This window comes from Micromonospora sp. NPDC005707 (assembly GCF_040631005.1).
Classification (GTDB): Bacteria; Actinomycetota; Actinomycetes; order Mycobacteriales; family Micromonosporaceae; genus Micromonospora.
This window is the reverse complement of the sequence record NZ_JBEXYR010000001.1, coordinates 162,088-179,454: the sequence shown is the minus strand read 5'-3', so window position 1 is coordinate 179,454 and position 17,367 is coordinate 162,088. Positions and strand designations below refer to the sequence as shown.

Below are 17,367 nucleotides of genomic sequence, written 5' to 3'. Positions count from 1 at the left end.
CGGCCGCCCGGGCTCACCAGGGACCGCGCCGCTTCCGGTACGCCCCCGACGGCCGCCCGCATCCGGTTACTCCCCGTATATGGCCTGCTGACCGGTTGCTGCCCGCCGCGTCGTCTCCCCGGGTATCCACCACCGACGCTCGCCACGCACAGTAAGGTCAAGCGGGTGAGCGCCCCCGGCGAGCACGGCAGCCGCAGTCGTGGACGAAGAGGTGACCCGGAGTGACCACCCCAGGCAAGACCCGTGTGGCGATCGTCTTCGGCGGCCGCAGCCCGGAGCACGGCATCTCCTGCGTGAGCGCCGGCAGCGTGCTGGCCGCCCTCGACCCGGACGAGTTCGAGGTCGTGCCGGTCGGCATCACCCGGCAGGGGCAGTGGGTGCTGGCCAGTGGCGACCCCGGCCAGCTCGCCATCGCCGACCGCAAGCTCCCCGAGATCACCGCCGGCTCCGGCGCCGAGCTGGTGCTGCGCGCCGACCCGGCCGTGGGCGGCCTCATGGTGCTCGACCCGGCCCAGGGCCCGGTGGCGCTGGCCGACGTGGACGTGGTCTTCCCGGTGCTGCACGGCGCCTACGGCGAGGACGGCACCATCCAGGGAATGCTGGAGATGGCCGACATCCCCTACGTCGGCGCGAACGTGTTCGCCTCGGCGGCCGCCATGGACAAGGAGTTCACCAAGAAGCTCTGCGCCGCCGAGGGCATCCCGGTCGGCCCGTACGCGGTGCTGCGCGCCGGGATGACGCTGGCCGAGGAGGACAAGGAGCGCCTCGGGCTGCCGGTCTTCGTGAAGCCGTCCCGCGCCGGTTCCTCCTTCGGCATCACCAAGGTCGACGACTGGGCGCAGCTCGACGCGGCGGTCGCCACCGCCCGGGAGATCGACACGAAGGTGCTGGTCGAGGGCGCGATCGTGGGCCGCGAGATCGAGTGCGGCGTGCTGGAGGGCGAGGCCGGCGGCGCCCCGGAGGCGTCGGTGCTGGCCGAGGTGCGGGTGGTCTCCGGCCACGACTGGTACGACTTCGAGGCCAAGTACATCGACGACGCCTGCGAGTACGACATCCCGGCGAACCTGCCCGAGCCGGTGACCCGGCAGGTGCGCGAGTACGCGACCCGCGCGTTCACCGCGCTGGACTGCTCCGGCCTGGCCCGGGCCGACTTCTTCGTCACCCCGGAGCTGGACGTCTACCTCAACGAGATCAACACGATGCCGGGCTTCACCCCGACCTCGATGTTCCCGCGGATGTGGGCGGCCAGCGGGCTGGAGTATCCGAAGCTGGTCAACCGGCTCATCCGCACGGCCCTGCGCCGCGCCGGCCGCTGACGCCCCGGCGTCGCGACCGGCCGGCGACGGTCAGGCGGAGCAGCCGGACGGGGCCGTCTTCGCGGCGGGCACCGAGGCGACCACCGCGTCGGAGATCGGCGTGACCCACTGGAGCGGCTGCTCGTACTGCTTCGGGACGCGCACCCGGACGGGGGTCTCCCGGTCGACGGTGGTCAGCACGGTGGCGTCCGCCTCCTGCACGGCGTGCCAGCAGACCTTGTTCACCGACCAGACCTCGTCGGTGGGCTGCACGAGCGGCGGCGTGCCGCCGCAGGCCACGGTGAGCGCCGGGTCGCCGTACGCGGCGTTCTGCTCGGCGCCGGCGGTGACCGGTCGCTGCGCCAGGTCGCGGACGGTCGCCGGGAGCTGGGACACCAGGGCGCGGCACACCGTGGCCGGGCGCTCGGCCAGGGCGGGGGCCGGCAGCTCGACCGGTGCGCTCGACTGCGGCCGGGCGGCGGACGCCGACGGGCTCGGCGCGGCGGCCGGGGAGTCCGGGGCCAGCTTCGCGAAGGTGAAACCGGCCACCGCGAGGGTGACCGGCACCGCGATGAGCGTCGCCCAGAGCGCGGCGCCGCGGGTCGACCGGTCGCGACGCGCCGGGCGGGACTCGTCGACAGCGGGGGAGGACGTGACTTCTTCCACTTACAGCCGCACCACCGAACACGTGAGGGTGCGGGTGATGCCGGGCACCATCTGCACCTTGCTGACGATGAGTTTGCCGAGCTCGTCGACGGTGTTCGCCTCGGTGAGGACGACCACGTCGTAGGGCCCGGTGACGGCGTCGACGCGTACCACGCCGGCAAGGTCCGCGATCTGACCGGCCACGTCACGCGCGCGACCGACCTCCGTCTGGATGAGGATGTACGCCTGTACCACGACTCGACCTCCGTCCGTCGCCGCCTCGGGCGGCCCGAAGGGTGAAACTACCCTACGGAGCGGCCCTGATCTGTATCGGTCGCCGGCGGGACGCGGTGAGCGAGCACACGTCGAAGCGGTGGTGGCGGGACTGTGGAGCTTGAAGAGCGCGACGAGGGGACGGCATGACGGTCGCGAATGTCGGTGAGTTCGGGCTGATCGACCGGGTGACCGCCCGGTTGGCCCAGGGGGAGAGCTGCCTGCTCGGCCCCGGCGACGACGGGGCGGTGGTGGCGGCGCCGGACCGGCGGGTGGTCGCCTCCACCGACGTGCTGGTCGAGGGGCGGCACTTCCGCCGGGACTGGTCGGGGGCCCGCGACGTGGGGCACCGGGCGGCGGCGGCCAACCTGGCCGACATCGCCGCCATGGGGGCCACCCCCACGGCCCTGCTGGTCGCCCTCTGCATGCCGGCCGAGCTGGACGTCAGCTGGGCGGAGGAGCTGGCCGAGGGGCTCGGCGCCGAGGCGGCCCTGGTCGGGGCGAGCGTGGTCGGCGGGGACATGTCGGCCAGCCCCACGCTGACCATCGCGGTGACCGCGCTGGGTGACCTGGCCGGCCGGGCGCCGGTGGTCCGGTCCGGCGCCCGCCCCGGGGACGTGGTGGCCCTGGCCGGCCGCACCGGCTGGGCGGCGGCGGGCTACACCGTGCTGTCCCGGGGCTTCCGGACACCCCGGCTGCTGGTCGAGGCGTTCCGCCGCCCCGAGGTGCCGTACGCGGCCGGCCCGGAGGCCGCCGCGCAGGGCGCCACCGCCATGATCGACGTGTCGGACGGGCTGCTGGCCGACCTGGGGCACGTGGCGAAGGCCAGCCGGGTGGCCGTCGACCTCACCCGGGAGGCGTTCGAGGTGCCCCGGCAGATGCGCGACGCGGCGCAGGCGCTCGGCGTCGACCCGTACTCGTGGATCCTCGGCGGGGGCGACGACCACGCGCTGGCCGCGACCTTCCCGGCGACCGCGACGCTGCCGGCGGGCTGGCGGCCGGTCGGGCGGGTGACCGAGGGCAGCGGGGTGACCGTGGACGGCTCCCCGTACGCGGGCCCCGCCGGCTGGGACCACTTCCGCCGCTCGGAGTGATCTGCGTCCGATGCGCGTGATCCGGCCGGGGCGGGCCGGCGACCGGTCGTACCCTTGCATTTCGTGAGCGAGATCGAGATCCGGGCGCGGCGCTTCGACGCGTCCGAGTCGCAGGCGTTGATCCGGGCGGCCCTGGCCGACCTCGGCGCGCGGTACGGCGGCAGCGGCGACGACACGCCGGTCGACGCGGCCGAGTTCGAGCCGCCGGCCGGCACCTTTCTGGTCGCCTACCTCGACGGGCAGCCGGTGGGCTGCGGCGGCTGGCGCAGCCACGGCGACGACGCGGCCGAGCTGAAGCGGATGTACACGGCGCCGGCCGCCCGGGGCCGGGGCGTGGCCCGCGCGGTGCTCGCGGCGGTCGAGCGGTCCGCCCGCGACCACGGCCGCAAGCGGATGATCCTGGAGTGCGGCGACAAGCAGCCCGAGGCGATCGGCATGTACACCTCGGCCGGCTACGAGCGGATCCCGAACTTCGGCTTCTATCAGGACGCCCCGGGCTGCCTCTCCTACGGCCGCACCCTCTGACCGCCGCCGTCAGCCGACGCTGATCCGGATCTCGCCGGCCGCCTTGCGGGCGGCGCCCTCCGCCTCGGTGGGGGTGGCGCCCCAGGCCAGCAGGTGCCCGCTGCGGTGCGCCGAGGAGAGCAGTTCCGGCACCTGGTCCCCGACCTTCGCCTCGATCTGCGCGTCGAGCACCCCCGGCGTCCGCAGGGCGGCCCGCCGGCCGTCCACGGCGGTGATCCGGCCGGCCGGGGCGACCAGGAACTCGACGGCCGCCGCGCCGGTCGGCCGGGCCGGCAGCGCGGGCCGCTCGCCGCGCAGCACCCGCAGGTACGCCTCGATGAAGTCGACCTCGTAGGCGATCGAGACCAGCGCGGTGATCATGTCGCCGGGCATCCGGGCGGCGCACTCGACCAGCGTGGGGACCCCGTCCACCACGATCCACTCGCTGTGCAGCATGCCGCTGCGGAAGCCGGCCGCCTCGGCGAGCCGCACCGCGGCGTCCCGCAGCGCCCGCTGCTCCGCCCCCGGCAGCGCGGACGGCACGGTGTGCCCGGTCTCCACCGGGTACCGGCCGCCGGCGATCCGCTTGTCCGTGACGTTGGCGAAGATCGTCTCGCCCTCGGCGACCAGCAGCTCGACGCTGTGCTCCGAGCCCACCAGCAGCTCCTCCACCAGCACACCGGTGGGCAGGCCGCGCTCGGTGGCCTCGGCCGGCTCCGGCGGGGCGGCGCTGGCCGCCCAGCGCCCGGCGATCTCCGCCGGGTCGGTGACCAGCTGCACGCCCAGGCTGCCGGAGCGGCGGGTGGGCTTGAGCACGCACCGGCCGCCGTGTGCCCGGGCGAAATCGGCCGCCCGCGCCGGGTCGTCGACCAGCTCGTACGCCGGGTTGGCCAGGCCGGTGGCGTCGGCGAGCAGCCGCATCCGGTGCTTGTCGGAGAAGACGTCGGCGGCGGCCACCCCGGCGCCGGGCAGACCGAGCCGGTCGGCCAGCCGGGCGGCGGCGCCGACCGCGTACTCCAGGCCGGGCAGGACCAGCCGGGCACCGGCGAGGCCGGGCTCCCGGGCGAGCAGGGCGCCGGCGTCGAAACCGGTCTGGTACTCGGCCGGCACCAGCCGGGCGACCATCGACAACCCGGCGACGAAACCCTCCAGGCCGCGGCGGCGGATCACGTCCGGCTCCTCGACCAGGACCACGCTGCCGGGCAGCAGCTCCTGGTCGAACCAGCGCAGCGAGCCGAACGACCCGCCGATCACCACCAGCTGCTCCCGCCCCAGGTCCAGCTCCACCGGTCGTACCTCCCCCACGCCCCGCGCCGGAACGGACGGCCGGCGCAGCAGCACCCTAACCGGGCCGGCGCGGCCGGTCGCCGCACGGTCGGCGACCCGTCAGCACGGGCGTGCGGACACGACAGAAGCCGGCGGACCCGATGGGTCCGCCGGCATCCGGCGAAGCTGTGAAGGCGGTGCTACCGCGTCAGGCGCGGGTGACCTTGCCGGCCTTGATGCACGAGGTGCAGACCTGCATCTTCTTGGTGGTGCCGCCACCGGCCGGGGTACGCACCGACTGGATGTTCGGGTTCCAGCGGCGGTTGGTCCGCCGGTGCGAGTGGGACACGTTGTGGCCGAAGCCCGGCCCCTTGCCACAGACGTCGCACACGCTAGCCACGGGATACTCCTGGGATTGAAACGTTCATGAGGTCGCCGCCAGGCGCAGCCCGGGCAACCTGGCCAGGTTACCCGATGACCGGCCCGTACGCCCAACCGGCCCGGTCGGGGCCGGCCCAGCGTACCTGGGGGGCCGCTGGGCGGCGGCGCGTCGTCCCCGGGACCGCTCGGGACACGCGGGCCGGGCCCCGGCGGGCGTCGGTGCGCGCCAGTAGGCTTCCCGACGTGCTGGACACCCTCGACGCCGCCGCGGTGCGCCGCTGGTGCGCGAGCGGGCTGGCCGCCCTCCAGCGCCACCAGGGCGAGATCGACGAGCTCAACGTCTACCCGGTTCCCGACGGCGACACCGGCACCAACCTGGTCCTCACCCTCACCTCGGCCCAGCAGGCCCTCGCCATGGACCTGGAGACCCTCCCCGACGACGGGCGCACCCCGCACGGTCACGCCCTGCGGCTGATGGCCCGGGGCGCGCTGCTCGGGGCGCGGGGCAACTCCGGGGTGATCCTCTCGCAGATCCTGCGCGGCTTCGCCGACGCGCTCGGCGCCGCACCCGCGGTCCGCGGCCGGCAGCTCGCCGCCGCGCTGGCCGACGCCACCACCGCCGCCTACGCCGCGGTCGCCCACCCGGTCGAGGGCACGCTGCTCAGCGTGGTCGCCGCCGCCGCCCGCGCGGCCGAACGGGCGGACACCGACGACCTGCGCGTGGTGGCCCGGGCGGCGGCCGGCGAGGCGACCCGCGCGCTGGCGCGTACCCCCGAGCAGTTGCCCGCGCTCGCCCGCGCCGGTGTGGTCGACGCCGGCGGGCGCGGCCTCTGCCTGCTGCTCGACGCGCTGGTCGAGGTCATCACCGGGGAGAGCGTGCGGCACCCGGCGCCCGCGCCGCCCGCGGCCCCCGCGCCCGCCACCGCCGTCCGCGAGACCGGCTCCCCGGCGTACGCCTACGAGGTGCAGTACCTGCTCGACGCCACCGACGAGGCGGTGGCCCGGCTGCGCGGCGAGCTGGACGCCCTCGGCGACTCCCTGGTGATCGTCGGCGACGGCGGCACCTGGAACGTGCACGTGCACGTCAACGACGTGGGGGCGGCCGTCGAGGCCGGCGTGGTGGCCGGCCGGCCGCACCGGATCACGGTGACCCGGTTCGCCGACCAGGCGGCCCCGGCGCCCTCGCCCGCGACGGCGCGGCCCGACGGCCGGGCCGCCGTGGTGGTCGCCACCGGTGCCGGCATCGCCGAGCTGTTCGGCGCGGAGGGCGCCACCGTGGTGCCGGCCAACCCGTCCACCGGCGAGCTGCTCGACGCGATCCGGGCCACGCGCGCCGCCCGCGTGGTGGTGCTGCCCAACGACCCCAACACCCAGTCGGTGGCGAGCGCCGCCGCCCGGGAGGCGCACAGTCTCGGGGTGAAGGTGAGCGTGGTGCCGACCCGGTCCCCGGTGCAGGCCCTCGCCGCCCTCGCCGTGCGGGACCCGACGCGCCGCTTCGAGGACGACGTCATCGCCATGGCCGAGGCCGCCGGCGCCTGCCGCTACGCCGAGGTCTGCCACGCGAGCAGGGAGGCGCTCACCGTGGCCGGGCCGTGCCGGCCGGGCGACGTGCTGGCGCTGGTCGAGGGTGAGGTGCACCTCATCGGCGCCGACCTCCTCGACACCTGCACCGCCGTGGTCGACCGGATGCTCGGCGGCGGCGGCGAGCTGGTCACCCTGCTCTGCGGGGCGGACGCCCCGTCCGGGCTGGCCGACCGCGTACGCGAGCACGTCGAGCGGACCTGGCCGTTCGTCGAGGTGCAGGCGTACGAGGGCGGGCAGCCGCACTATCCGCTCCTGCTGGGGGTCGAATGACGAGCGAACCGGCCACCGTGGACACGCCGCTCAAGAAGCTGGTCGGGGAGCGCACCGCCAAGGCCCTGGCGAGCCACCTCGACCTGCACACCGCCGGCGACCTGATCTACCACTTCCCGCGCCGCTACGACGAGCGCGGCGAGCACACCGACATCCGCTCGCTGGACGTGGGGGAGCAGGTCACCGTGCTGGCCCAGGTGCAGCGCACCGCGGTCCGGCCGATGCGGCAGCGCCGGGGCAACCTGCTGGAGGTCACCGTCGGTGACGGCTCCGGCGGGTTGCTCACCCTCACCTTCTTCGGCAACCAGGCGTGGCGGGAGCGGGAGCTGCGCCCCGGCCGCTGGGGGCTGTTCGCCGGCAAGGTCACCGAGTTCCGGGGCAAGCGGCAGCTCAACGGCCCGGAATACGTGCTGCTCGGCGAGGGCGGCGACGGCGAGGCGGCGGCCAACGAGGAGGTCGAGGAGTTCGCCGGGGCGCTCATCCCGGTCTACCCGGCCGCGGCGGCCGTGCCGACGTGGGTGATCGCCCGCTGCGTGCGGGTGGTGCTCGACACCTTCACCCCGCCGGACGACCCCCTGCCGGCCACCGTGCGGGCCAGCCGCAACCTGGTCGGCATCGGCGCGGCGCTGCGCGAGATCCACCGGCCCACCAGCAAGGAGGAGCTGTACAAGGCCCGCCGCCGGCTCAAGTGGGACGAGGCGTTCGCCGTGCAGCTCACCCTGGTGCAGCGCAAGCACCGGGCCGCGGCGTGGCCGGCGAAGGCTCGGCCGGCGAAGCCGGGCGGGCTGCTCGACGCGTTCGACGCCCGGCTGCCGTACGAGCTGACCTCCGGCCAGCAGGCCGTGGGCCGGGAGATCGCCGCCGACCTGGCCACCGCGCACCCGATGCACCGGCTGCTCCAGGGCGAGGTGGGCAGCGGCAAGACGGTCGTGGCGCTGCGGGCCATGCTCCAGGTGGTCGACGCCGGCGGGCAGGCCGCGCTGCTCGCACCGACCGAGGTGCTCGCGGCCCAGCACCACCGGGGCATGCTCGACCTGCTCGGCCCCCTCGCCCAGGCGGGCGAGCTGGGCGCGGCCGACGACGCCACCCGGGTGGAGCTGGTCACCGGCTCGCTGGGCGCGGCCGCCCGCCGGCGGGCGCTCACCGAGGTGGCCGAGGGGCGCGCCGGCATCGTGCTCGGCACCCACGCCCTGCTCTACGAGGGGGTCGACTTCGCCGACCTGGGGCTCGTGGTGGTCGACGAGCAGCACCGGTTCGGCGTGGAGCAGCGGGACGCTCTGCGGGCCAAGGCCGACCAGCCGCCGCACGTGCTCGTCATGACCGCCACCCCGATCCCGCGCACGGTCGCCATGACCGTCTACGGCGACCTGGAGACCTCCACCCTGTCGCAGCTGCCGCAGGGCCGCTCGCCGATCGCCTCGCACGTGGTGCCGGCCGCCGAGAAGCCGGCCTTCCTCGACCGGGCCTGGCGCCGGCTGCGCGAGGAGGTCGGCAAGGGACACCAGGCGTACGTGGTGTGCCCTCGCATCGGTGAGGGTCCGGCGTCGGACGAGGAGGCGCCGCGGGAGGACGACTCCGGCCGCCGGCCTCCGCTCGCGGTGACCGAGGTGGCCCCGCTGCTCGCCGAGGGTCCGCTGCACGGGCTGCGGATCGGGGTGCTGCACGGGCGGCTGCCGGCCGACGAGAAGGACGGCGTCATGCGCGCCTTCGCCGCCGGCGACCTCGACGTGCTGGTGGCGACCACGGTGGTCGAGGTGGGCGTCAACGTACCCAACGCCACCGTGATGATCGTGCTGGACGCCGACCGGTTCGGCGTCTCCCAGCTGCACCAGCTGCGCGGCCGGGTGGGCCGGGGCTCGGCCGCCGGCCTCTGCCTGCTGGTCACCGAGGCGATGGAGGGCTCCTCGGCCCGGGAACGGCTCGACGCGGTCGCCTCCACCACCGACGGGTTCAAGCTCGCCGAGCTGGACCTGGAGCAGCGCCGGGAGGGCGACGTGCTGGGCGCCACCCAGTCCGGCCGCCGGTCCCACCTGCGGCTGCTGTCGCTGCTACGCGACACCGACCTCATCCGGGACGCCCGGGCCGAGGCGATCACCCTGGTCGAGGAGGATCCGGAGCTGGCCCGCCACCCGGCGCTGGCCGCCTCGGTAGCCGCCCTGGTCGACGAGGAACGCGCCGAATACCTGGAGAAGGGCTGACCCGGCCGGGCGTCCACCGGGGACCGCTGGCGGGCCGGGGCCCCCACCGGATGGCCGCCCGGGCCTAGGCTCGGGCGATGTCGACCCCCTCTCTCGACCGTGGCGTGCTCCTGCTGGCCCGTGGCGACGACCTCCTGGTGGAGCGGGTCGCCGGCCAGGCCGACGCCGAATCGGCCTGCACCCGCGCGACCCGGTTCCAGATCGCCTCGATCAGCAAGCAGATGGCCGCCGTCGCGGTGCTGCTCCTCGCCGAGCGGGGTGCGCTGCGCCTGGACGATCCGATCGGCCGCTGGCTGCCGGACCCGCCGGCGGCCTGGTCCGGGATCACCCCGCACCATCTGCTCACCCACACCTCCGGCCTGGGGCATTGGGAGGAGTACCCGATGATCGACCTGGCCGGGCCGGCCGAGCCCGACAAGCTGCTGGCCGTCTTCGCCGGTCTGCCGCCGCTGTTCGCTCCCGGCACCGGCTGGCACTACAGCAGCCCCGGCTACGTCCTGCTGGCCCGGGCCGTCGAGCGCGCGTCCGGCCGGCCGTACGCCGCGTTCCTCGCCGAGGAGGTCTTCGGGCCGCTCGGCATGACGGGCAGCTTCGCGGGCGGCGCCGCCGGGCGGGACGACGTGGCAACCGGGCACGAGGGCGGCCGGCCCGTGCCGTCGTGGGACCTGGACACGGTGAGCATGGGCGCCGGGGACGTCTGGTGCACGGGTGCCGACCTGCTCACCTGGCTGGACGTGCCCCGCCGCGGGCGGCTGCTGGGGCCGGCGGCGGCGGCCGTGCTGACCGCCCCGCACGCGCCGACCGGCCGCCCCGGCGAGGCGTACGGCTACGGCTTCTTCGTCGGCCCGCTCGGCGGGGAGCGGGCCGTGCACCACTCCGGGGACAACGGCGGCTACAAGGGGTTCGCCGCCTGGTTCCCCGACTCGGACCGCCGCCTCGTGGTGCTGACCAACCAGGCGGAGATCGACCCCGCGCTGCTGCGGGCGGAGCTGGAATGAGCCGAGGGCGCGCCGACCGGGTGGTCGACGCGCCCTCGGGCGATCCGTGGCGGATCAGGCGGTGAAGCGGATCCGGCGACGGCGGGCCATCACGAACAGCACCGCACCGGCGGCGAGCAGCACGGCGGCGCCGGCCACGATGCCGCCGGTCGCCGCGCCGGTCAGCGGGAGGGTCGGGCCCTCGGGCTTGCCGCCACCCGCACCGGGCGCGCAGTCCTTCGGCTTCTCCCAGGCGATCGGCCCGGAGTCGTCCAGGCCCTCGGCCGTCGGGGTCACCTTCAGGCCCTCGAACGCCTTGAACTTCGCGGTCCCGGTCGCACCCGGCCGCACGACGAGCTTCTGCGCGTCGCCCTTGTTCGGGGTGAAGGTGATCTCGACGGTCTTGCCGTCCTCGGGGTTCTCGACCTGGAAGATCAGCTCGTCGCAGGTGGACCGGAAGCTGCCCGACGGCTCGCCCGGCTGGACGCAGTCCTTGGCCTCGGCCGGCTTGTCGTCGAAGAGGGGCTGCTCCTGGCCGGCCTCGGTCACCGTGATGTGGGCCGCGTTCTTGGCGGGAACGCGGATCGGGAGGCTCTTGCCCGGCGCGACCTCCGCGGTCCTGCTGAAGTCACCGCTGCCGGTGACGGTGAAGGAGGCCTTCTTGGTGGCCTCCTCGCCGTTCTGCAGCTTCACCGCGACGTCGCCGGTGCAGTCGGAGGTCACCGTGACGGTCGGGTTGGCCGTGGCCGGCGGGGGAGTGACGACCTTGTCGCAGCTCTCGCTGAACCGGATGGACGCGCTCTTGTCGTCGTTCTCCCGGAACTTGTTGTCCCACTCGGTCCGGACCGTCAGCGACGCCTCCGTGCTGTCGCCGGCCAGGCGGGCGGTGCCGACCAGCGGCTCCGAGACCTTGTGCGGGTACGTGTCACCGTCGGTGGCCTGGAGGCCGTCGATGGTGAACGGCGAGGTGGTCTCGCCCGTCCTGCTGCTGGCTTCGGCCTTGGTGAGCCGGTAGCTGGTCACGCCGCCCGGCGCGTACGTGCGAACGGTCCAGGTGGTGACCCATTCGCCCTTGGCGGTGTCACATTCGGCCGTGACCTTGACTTCGCTGTGGTGAGCGCTGGCCGGGGCCGCGGCTACCGCCGCGCCCGCGAGGCCGATCAGCGCGCCGGCCGTGAGGACGGCGGCACGCCGGAGGTTGAGACGGTTCACGCCTACTCCTGATGAGGGGAGGATGGGAGAGTGCGGCGGACGGACCGGAGTCACACGTCCGCACGACAATCGGGCAGACCCTAGCGAGATCGACAGCACGGGCGTTACCGGAAACGACGGGTCGTAAAGGGACCGTTATAGATTTGAGATCATTGATGTACGGGCCGTGACGGGCCGTCGCCACGGGGTGGTCTGCGCGCCCCAATCCGGACATCGCGTAGCGTCGGGGCATGCGGAGGGAGCGACGGTGACCCGGATCGTGGGCGGGACGCTCGGCGGCCGGCGGATCGCCGCCCCGCCCGGCGCCGGCACCCGGCCGACCTCCGACCGGGTCCGGGAGGCCCTGTTCAGCGCGGTGCAGGCCGAGCTCGACCTCGACGGGGCCCGCGTCGCCGACCTCTACGCCGGCTCCGGCGCGGTCGGGCTGGAGGCGCTGTCCCGGGGCGCCGCGCACGTGCTGCTCGTCGAGTCCGACGCCCGGGCCGCCCGGGTCATCCGGGAGAACGTCGCCGCGCTCCGGGCCGCCCCGGCCGCCCGCCTGGTCACCGGCAAGGTGGCGACCGTGCTCGCCGCCGGCCCGGACGGCGGGCCGTACGACCTGGTCTTCGCCGACCCGCCCTACGCCGTACCCGACAGCGAGATCACCGCGATGCTGGCCGCGCTGGTCGGCGGCGGCTGGCTGGCCCCGGACGCCCTGGTGGTCGTCGAGCGGTCCAGCCGCACCGGCCCGGTCGGGTGGGTGGAAGGCGTCACTGGCGAGCGCAGCCGCCGCTACGGCGAGACCACCCTTTGGTACGGTCGCCGATCATGAGACGTGCGGTCTGTCCCGGCTCGTTCGACCCGGTCACCAACGGACACCTCGACATCATCGGCCGGGCGAGCCGGCTCTTCGACGAGGTGATCGTCGGCGTGCTGGTCAACCAGTCGAAGCAGGGGCTGTTCACGGTCGAGGAGCGGATCGACATGCTCCGCGAGGTGACCTCCTCGTACGACAACGTGCGGGTCGAGTCGTTCCGCGGGCTGCTGGTCGACTTCTGCCGCGCCCAGCAGGCGAGCGTGCTGATCAAGGGCCTGCGCGCGGTCAGCGACTTCGACTACGAGCTCCAGATGGCCCAGATGAACATCGGCCTGGCCGGCGTGGAGACCCTCTTCATGCCGACCAACCCGCTCTACTCGTTCCTCTCCTCCAGCCTGGTCAAGGACGTCGCCAAGTGGGGCGGGGACATCTCCGCGCACGTCCCGGACGTGGTCCGCGAGGAGCTCGTGACCCGGCTGCGCCGCTGACCGACCCGCCGGTCCCCGGCGGGACGCGCCGGGTGGGGGTGTAGCGGCGCGGGTGGAGGGCGCGTTACATGATGTGTGCAGCGCCGAACCCGGGCGCAGGCCGCATCATGTAGGTCGGCAGACGAACGACAGGAGTGAGGTACCGGTGGACCCGCTCGATCGCATCGACGAACTGATCGCCATGGTGGAGCAGGCCCGCTCCGTGCCGATGTCGCGCAACAACTGCATGGTCGACCGGGGCGAGATGATCGCCGCTCTGGACGAGCTGCGCGTGGAGCTTCCCGCCGACCTGCGCCGGGCCGCCGCCCTGCTGGAGGAGCGGGACAAGATCATGGAGGCCGGCAAGCGCGAGGCCGACCGGATCATCAGCGAGGGTGAGGCGGAACACGCCCGCCTGGTCTCGGTGAACGAGATCACCGTCTCCGCCGAGCACGAGGGCGCCCGCATCATCGCCGAGGCCCGCGCCGAGGCGCAGCGCCTGCGCGACGAGGTCGACGACTACGTCGACACGGCCCTGGCCAACTTCGAGCAGTTCCTGACCCGGGCGCTCGCCTCGATAGAGCGCGGCCGGGACAAGATGCACGCGCTGCGGGAGATCGGCACGTTCGCTGGGGACGAGGCGGATCGCCCGCTACCCTTCTGAGCGGCACGCGGGCCGGCGGCCGACAGCCGGCAGCCGACGTGCCAGGGCGGCGTGCCCCCGGTTAGACGGTTCGCGGGTCGCCCAGGTAACCTTTTTTGTCGGCCTCTCACCGGCCGGAGTCTAACTATGCCCAAGCACTCGCCAAGCCAACTCGACCCCAGGTCGCCGCTGGTCCTCGACACGAGGGACCTGCCGCGTCGGCCTGGCGTGTTGCGTACGCATCGGCGGGTCGTGCCGGCACCGGCGGACCTCGGCGTGGAGTTGATCACTGTGCCGGAGGGCGCGGACCTCGACCTCGACCTGAGGTTGGAGTCGGTGTCCGAGGGCGTGCTCGTCTCCGGGACCGTCACCGGTCCCGTCAAGGGCGAGTGCGGGCGCTGCCTGCGCGAGATCGACGACTCGGTGGCCGTGACGATCCAGGAGCTGTACGCGTACGAGAACAGCACCACGGACGACACGACCGACACCGACGAGGTGGGCCGAATGCAGGGCGATCTGATCGACCTGGAGCCGGCGCTGCGGGATGCGGTGGTGCTCGCACTGCCGACCAACCCGCTCTGCCGGGAGGACTGCCCAGGGTTGTGCCCCGACTGCGGGGTGCACTGGGACGATCTGCCGGCCGACCACAGTCACCAGCAGGTCGACCCGCGTTGGGCGGGCCTGTCGCAACTGACCCGTACAGAGGAGTAGGAACCGTGGCCGTCCCCAAGCGCAAGATGTCGCGCAGCAACACCCGCGCCCGCCGGGCGAACTGGAAGGCCGCGGTTGTGGCGACCGTGGCCTGCCCGCAGTGCAAGTCGGCCAAGCTGCCGCACGCCGCCTGCTCCGTCTGCGGCACCTACAACGGCCGTCAGGTCCTGGACGTCTGATCGCCGAGTGACGTCCCCGACCGCCGGTCGGGTGGCGCACGCACCAAGGCTCTCGCCCGGTGCCCCGGCTCCCTCCGCCGCCGGCCGTTCCCCGGCCGACGGGCCGACGGAGCCGGGCACCGCGCGGATCGCCGTCGACCTCCTCGGCGGGGACGATGCTCCCGCCGTCGTGGTTGACGGCGCTCTGCGAGCGGTGCGTACCGACCCTGACCTGCACCTGCTGCTCGTCGGACCGACCGAGGTCGCCGACGGGCTGATCGGTGCGCTCGACCCGGAGCAGCGTGCCCGGGTCACCGTCCGCCCGGTGCGGACCGCCGTCGGCATGGCGGACCATCCCACCGCCGCGCGCGGGGAGAGCACCGTCCGCGCGGCCGTGCACGCCGTCCGCGACGGGTTCGCCGACGCGCTCGTCTCCGCCGGTTCGACCGGCGCCACCGTCACCGCCGCCGCGCTCGGCCTCGGTCGCTGGACCGGGGTACGCCGGCCCGCCCTGGTGGCCACCCTGCCGGCCGTCGACGGGCCGGTCGTGCTGCTCGACGTCGGCGGCACCCTGGAACCCGGCCCCGCCACCCTGGCCCGCCACGCCGTGCTCGGCGCCGCCTACGCGGCCGTGGCGCACGCCGTCGCCGCGCCCCGGGTCGGGCTGCTCTCCGTCGGCACCGAGGCGGGCAAGGGCGACCGGCTGCGCCGCTCCGCCGACCCCGCCCTCGCCGCCGTGCCGCTGCCCTGCGGCGCCCGCTACGTCGGCCTGGTCGAGGGGTACGACATCTCCCTCGGCGCCCGCGCCGACGTGGTGGTCACCGACGGCTTCACCGGCAACGTGCTGCTCAAGGCCATCGAGGGCGCGTACGCGATGGCCGGCGGGCCCCCGGCGAGCGGCGGCGCGCCCCGCGCGGCGGCCCTGCTCGGGGTGGCCGGCACCGTGGTGGTCTGCCACGGCGCGGCCCGGCCCGACGACGTCGCCTCCGGCATCGCCCTCGCCGCCCACCTGTGGCGCCGGAGCGCCACCCACACCGTCTCGACGCTGCTCGACGCGATTCCGCACGATCCCGCACCTGACCGCAACGACACCGAGGTAGCACCATGACCAACGACAAGCGGCGGCGTGCTCCCGTCGGCCACCTGGAGACGGCCTTCGGGGTGTCGCTCGACCCGGAACTGCTGGAGCGCGCGCTGACCCACCGCTCGTACGCGTACGAGAACGGTGGCCTGCCCACCAACGAGCGGCTGGAGTTCCTCGGTGACTCGGTCCTCGGCGTGGTGATCACCACGGCGCTCTTCCACAACCACCCGGACCTGCCGGAGGGGCAGCTCGCCAAGCTGCGGGCCAGCGTGGTCAACATGCGCGCCCTCGCCGACGTGGCGCGCGGCCTCGGCCCGGACGGGCTGGGCGCGTACCTGCTGCTCGGCAAGGGCGAGGAGGCCACCGGGGGCCGGGACAAGGCCAGCATCCTGGCCGACACGCTGGAGGCGCTGCTCGGCGCGATCTACCTCCAGTACGGCCTGGACACCGCAGCCCTCGTGATCCACCGCCTGTTCGACCCGCTGATGGCCGAGTCGGCCGGCCGGGGCGCGGCGCTGGACTGGAAGACCAGCCTCCAGGAGTTGACCGCCGCGCTGGGGCTCGGCGTTCCGGAATACCGGATCGAGGGCACCGGCCCGGACCACCTCAAGACCTTCACGGCCTGGGTGGTGGTGGCCGGCAACCGCTACGGCGGCGCGGAGGGGCGCAGCAAGAAGGAGGCCGAGCAGCGGGCCGCCGAGTCGGCCTGGCGGATGCTGACCGAGCAGGCCGAGGCGGAGGCTGCCGCGAAGGCCGCCGCCGACGGGATCGAGGCGGCGGGCGACCCCGCCGAGACGGGCGCCGGCCGTGCCTGAGCTGCCCGAGGTCGAGACCGTCCGGCAGGGGCTGGCCGAGTGGGTCGTCGGCCGGCGGATCAGCGCCGTCGAGGTGCGCCACCCCCGGGCGGTCCGCCGGCACGAGCCCGGCGGCGGGCACTTCGCCGACGTGCTGACCGGCCGGACGATCACCGACGTGCGGCGCCGGGGCAAGTACCTGTGGCTGCCGCTGGACAGCGGGGACGCCCTCATCGGGCACCTCGGCATGTCCGGCCAGCTGCTGCTCCAGCCGGTGGGCGCGGCCGACGAGCTGCACCTGCGGGTCCGGTTCCGGTTCGCCGACGACGGCCCGGAGCTGCGCTTCGTCGACCAGCGCACGTTCGGCGGGCTGTCCGTCTCCGAGGGCGGGGCGGAGCTGCCGGCCGAGATCGCCCACATCGCCCGGGACCCCATGGACCCGGAGTTCTCCGACGCCGGCTTCGTGGCCGCGCTGCGGAAGCGGCGCACCGAGGTGAAGCGGGCGCTGCTCGACCAGACGCTGATCTCCGGTGTCGGCAACATCTACGCCGACGAGGCGCTCTGGCGGGCCAAGCTGCACGGCGCCCGGCCGACCGACGCGCTGACCGGCCCGGCGGCCACCCGGCTGCTCGGCCACGTCCGGGACGTGCTCGGTGAGGCGATCAAGCAGGGCGGCACGAGCTTCGACGAGCTGTACGTGAACGTCAACGGCGAGAGCGGCTACTTCGACCGGTCGCTGAACGCGTACGGCCGGGAGGGGGAGCCCTGCCCGCGGTGCGGGGCGCCGATCCGGCGCGAGGCGTTCATGAACCGGTCCTCCTACAGTTGCCCGCGCTGCCAGCCCCGCCCCCGGGGCACCCTCCGGGGATGACCCCGAGCCGGCTCGGGGTTGCGCCCGTGTGCCTCGCCGGTCGCGGCCCGGCGCGTCCCCCGGTCGTACCCTGAAAGTCCCCTTCTGTCCGGTCGGCCGACCCGGTTCGGGCCGCCCGGCCGGAGCCTGCCGGATGGGGGACGA

Annotated in this window: 19 protein-coding genes; 14 read left to right on the top strand and 5 right to left on the bottom strand. The window is 74.7% G+C overall.

Translation table 11 applies throughout. The features are described 5' to 3' along the window. The first annotated feature begins 221 nt into the window (after positions 1 to 221). Positions 222 to 1,316, top strand: a complete 1,095-nt coding sequence (locus ABZ452_RS00845; protein ID WP_357937455.1) for a D-alanine--D-alanine ligase family protein — start codon at positions 222 to 224, stop codon at positions 1,314 to 1,316. Between the two features lie 30 nt (positions 1,317 to 1,346). Here ABZ452_RS00845 and ABZ452_RS00840 read toward each other — a convergent pair whose 3' ends face one another. Both ABZ452_RS00840 and ABZ452_RS00835 read right to left on the bottom strand, forming a co-directional pair. Continuing rightward, positions 1,347 to 1,961: a DUF3515 family protein gene (locus tag ABZ452_RS00840; protein ID WP_357937453.1), complete on the bottom strand. Its 615-nt coding sequence runs from the start codon at positions 1,959 to 1,961 to the stop codon at positions 1,347 to 1,349. Continuing rightward, complete coding sequence (locus ABZ452_RS00835; protein ID WP_018786298.1) at positions 1,962 to 2,195, bottom strand: Lrp/AsnC ligand binding domain-containing protein; 234 nt, start codon at positions 2,193 to 2,195, stop codon at positions 1,962 to 1,964. Between the two features lie 164 nt (positions 2,196 to 2,359). On the opposite strand from ABZ452_RS00835, the gene ABZ452_RS00830 reads away from it, so the two are divergent. After that, entirely contained in the window at positions 2,360 to 3,307 is a 948-nt protein-coding gene (locus ABZ452_RS00830) for a thiamine-phosphate kinase (protein ID WP_357937451.1), read from the top strand. Between the two features lie 63 nt (positions 3,308 to 3,370). Beyond that, a complete protein-coding gene (locus ABZ452_RS00825; RefSeq protein WP_357937449.1) occupies positions 3,371 to 3,832 on the top strand; it encodes a GNAT family N-acetyltransferase in 462 nt (153 codons plus the stop codon). Positions 3,833 to 3,841: 9 nt separating this feature from the next. On the opposite strand, the gene ABZ452_RS00820 is transcribed toward ABZ452_RS00825, so the two are convergent. Both ABZ452_RS00820 and rpmB read right to left on the bottom strand, forming a co-directional pair. Next, on the bottom strand, positions 3,842 to 5,098 hold the full coding sequence (locus ABZ452_RS00820; RefSeq protein ID WP_357937447.1) for an ATP-grasp domain-containing protein: 1,257 nt from the start codon (positions 5,096 to 5,098) through the stop codon (positions 3,842 to 3,844). 187 nt (positions 5,099 to 5,285) lie between these two features. Further along, positions 5,286 to 5,477, bottom strand: a complete 192-nt coding sequence (rpmB, locus tag ABZ452_RS00815) for a 50S ribosomal protein L28 (RefSeq protein ID WP_073832489.1) — start codon at positions 5,475 to 5,477, stop codon at positions 5,286 to 5,288. A gap of 224 nt (positions 5,478 to 5,701) precedes the next feature. On the opposite strand from rpmB, the gene ABZ452_RS00810 reads away from it, so the two are divergent. The 3 genes from ABZ452_RS00810 to ABZ452_RS00800 all read left to right on the top strand — a co-directional run bounded on the left by ABZ452_RS00810 (position 5,702) and on the right by ABZ452_RS00800 (position 10,508). Continuing rightward, positions 5,702 to 7,312, top strand: a complete 1,611-nt coding sequence (locus ABZ452_RS00810; RefSeq protein ID WP_357937445.1) for a DAK2 domain-containing protein — start codon at positions 5,702 to 5,704, stop codon at positions 7,310 to 7,312. Further along, on the top strand, positions 7,309 to 9,510 hold the full coding sequence (gene recG / locus ABZ452_RS00805; protein ID WP_357937443.1) for an ATP-dependent DNA helicase RecG: 2,202 nt from the start codon (positions 7,309 to 7,311) through the stop codon (positions 9,508 to 9,510). Before ABZ452_RS00810 ends, recG begins: the two co-directional genes overlap by 4 nt. Positions 9,511 to 9,587: 77 nt before the next feature. After that, positions 9,588 to 10,508 (top strand): serine hydrolase domain-containing protein, encoded by a 921-nt coding sequence (locus tag ABZ452_RS00800; RefSeq protein ID WP_357937441.1) that lies wholly within the window; start codon positions 9,588 to 9,590, stop codon positions 10,506 to 10,508. A gap of 54 nt (positions 10,509 to 10,562) precedes the next feature. Here ABZ452_RS00800 and ABZ452_RS00795 read toward each other — a convergent pair whose 3' ends face one another. After that, on the bottom strand, positions 10,563 to 11,699 hold the full coding sequence (locus ABZ452_RS00795; RefSeq protein ID WP_357937439.1) for a cell wall anchor protein: 1,137 nt from the start codon (positions 11,697 to 11,699) through the stop codon (positions 10,563 to 10,565). A gap of 247 nt (positions 11,700 to 11,946) precedes the next feature. Here ABZ452_RS00795 and rsmD point away from each other — a divergent pair, with 247 nt between their 5' ends. From rsmD to mutM, 8 genes are all read left to right on the top strand, one after another. Next, positions 11,947 to 12,510, top strand: coding sequence for a 16S rRNA (guanine(966)-N(2))-methyltransferase RsmD (rsmD, locus tag ABZ452_RS00790; protein ID WP_357937437.1), 564 nt, complete (start codon positions 11,947 to 11,949; stop codon positions 12,508 to 12,510). Beyond that, a complete protein-coding gene (gene coaD / locus ABZ452_RS00785; RefSeq protein ID WP_357937435.1) occupies positions 12,507 to 12,983 on the top strand; it encodes a pantetheine-phosphate adenylyltransferase in 477 nt (158 codons plus the stop codon). Before rsmD ends, coaD begins: the two co-directional genes overlap by 4 nt. Before the next feature lie 145 nt (positions 12,984 to 13,128). Next, entirely contained in the window at positions 13,129 to 13,626 is a 498-nt protein-coding gene (locus tag ABZ452_RS00780) for a hypothetical protein (protein WP_091269033.1), read from the top strand. A gap of 126 nt (positions 13,627 to 13,752) precedes the next feature. Next, positions 13,753 to 14,316 (top strand): YceD family protein, encoded by a 564-nt coding sequence (locus ABZ452_RS00775; protein WP_357937433.1) that lies wholly within the window; start codon positions 13,753 to 13,755, stop codon positions 14,314 to 14,316. A 5-nt stretch (positions 14,317 to 14,321) separates the two neighbouring features. Continuing rightward, entirely contained in the window at positions 14,322 to 14,495 is a 174-nt protein-coding gene (rpmF, locus tag ABZ452_RS00770) for a 50S ribosomal protein L32 (RefSeq protein ID WP_357937431.1), read from the top strand. Positions 14,496 to 14,622: 127 nt separating this feature from the next. Continuing rightward, on the top strand, positions 14,623 to 15,582 hold the full coding sequence (locus ABZ452_RS00765) for a phosphate acyltransferase PlsX (RefSeq protein ID WP_357938163.1): 960 nt from the start codon (positions 14,623 to 14,625) through the stop codon (positions 15,580 to 15,582). Next, positions 15,579 to 16,373, top strand: coding sequence for a ribonuclease III (rnc, locus tag ABZ452_RS00760; RefSeq protein WP_357937429.1), 795 nt, complete (start codon positions 15,579 to 15,581; stop codon positions 16,371 to 16,373). The genes ABZ452_RS00765 and rnc overlap by 4 nt, the downstream gene beginning before the upstream one ends. Next, entirely contained in the window at positions 16,366 to 17,223 is an 858-nt protein-coding gene (gene mutM, locus ABZ452_RS00755) for a bifunctional DNA-formamidopyrimidine glycosylase/DNA-(apurinic or apyrimidinic site) lyase (protein ID WP_357937427.1), read from the top strand. The genes rnc and mutM overlap by 8 nt, the downstream gene beginning before the upstream one ends. Positions 17,224 to 17,367 lie beyond the last annotated feature (144 nt).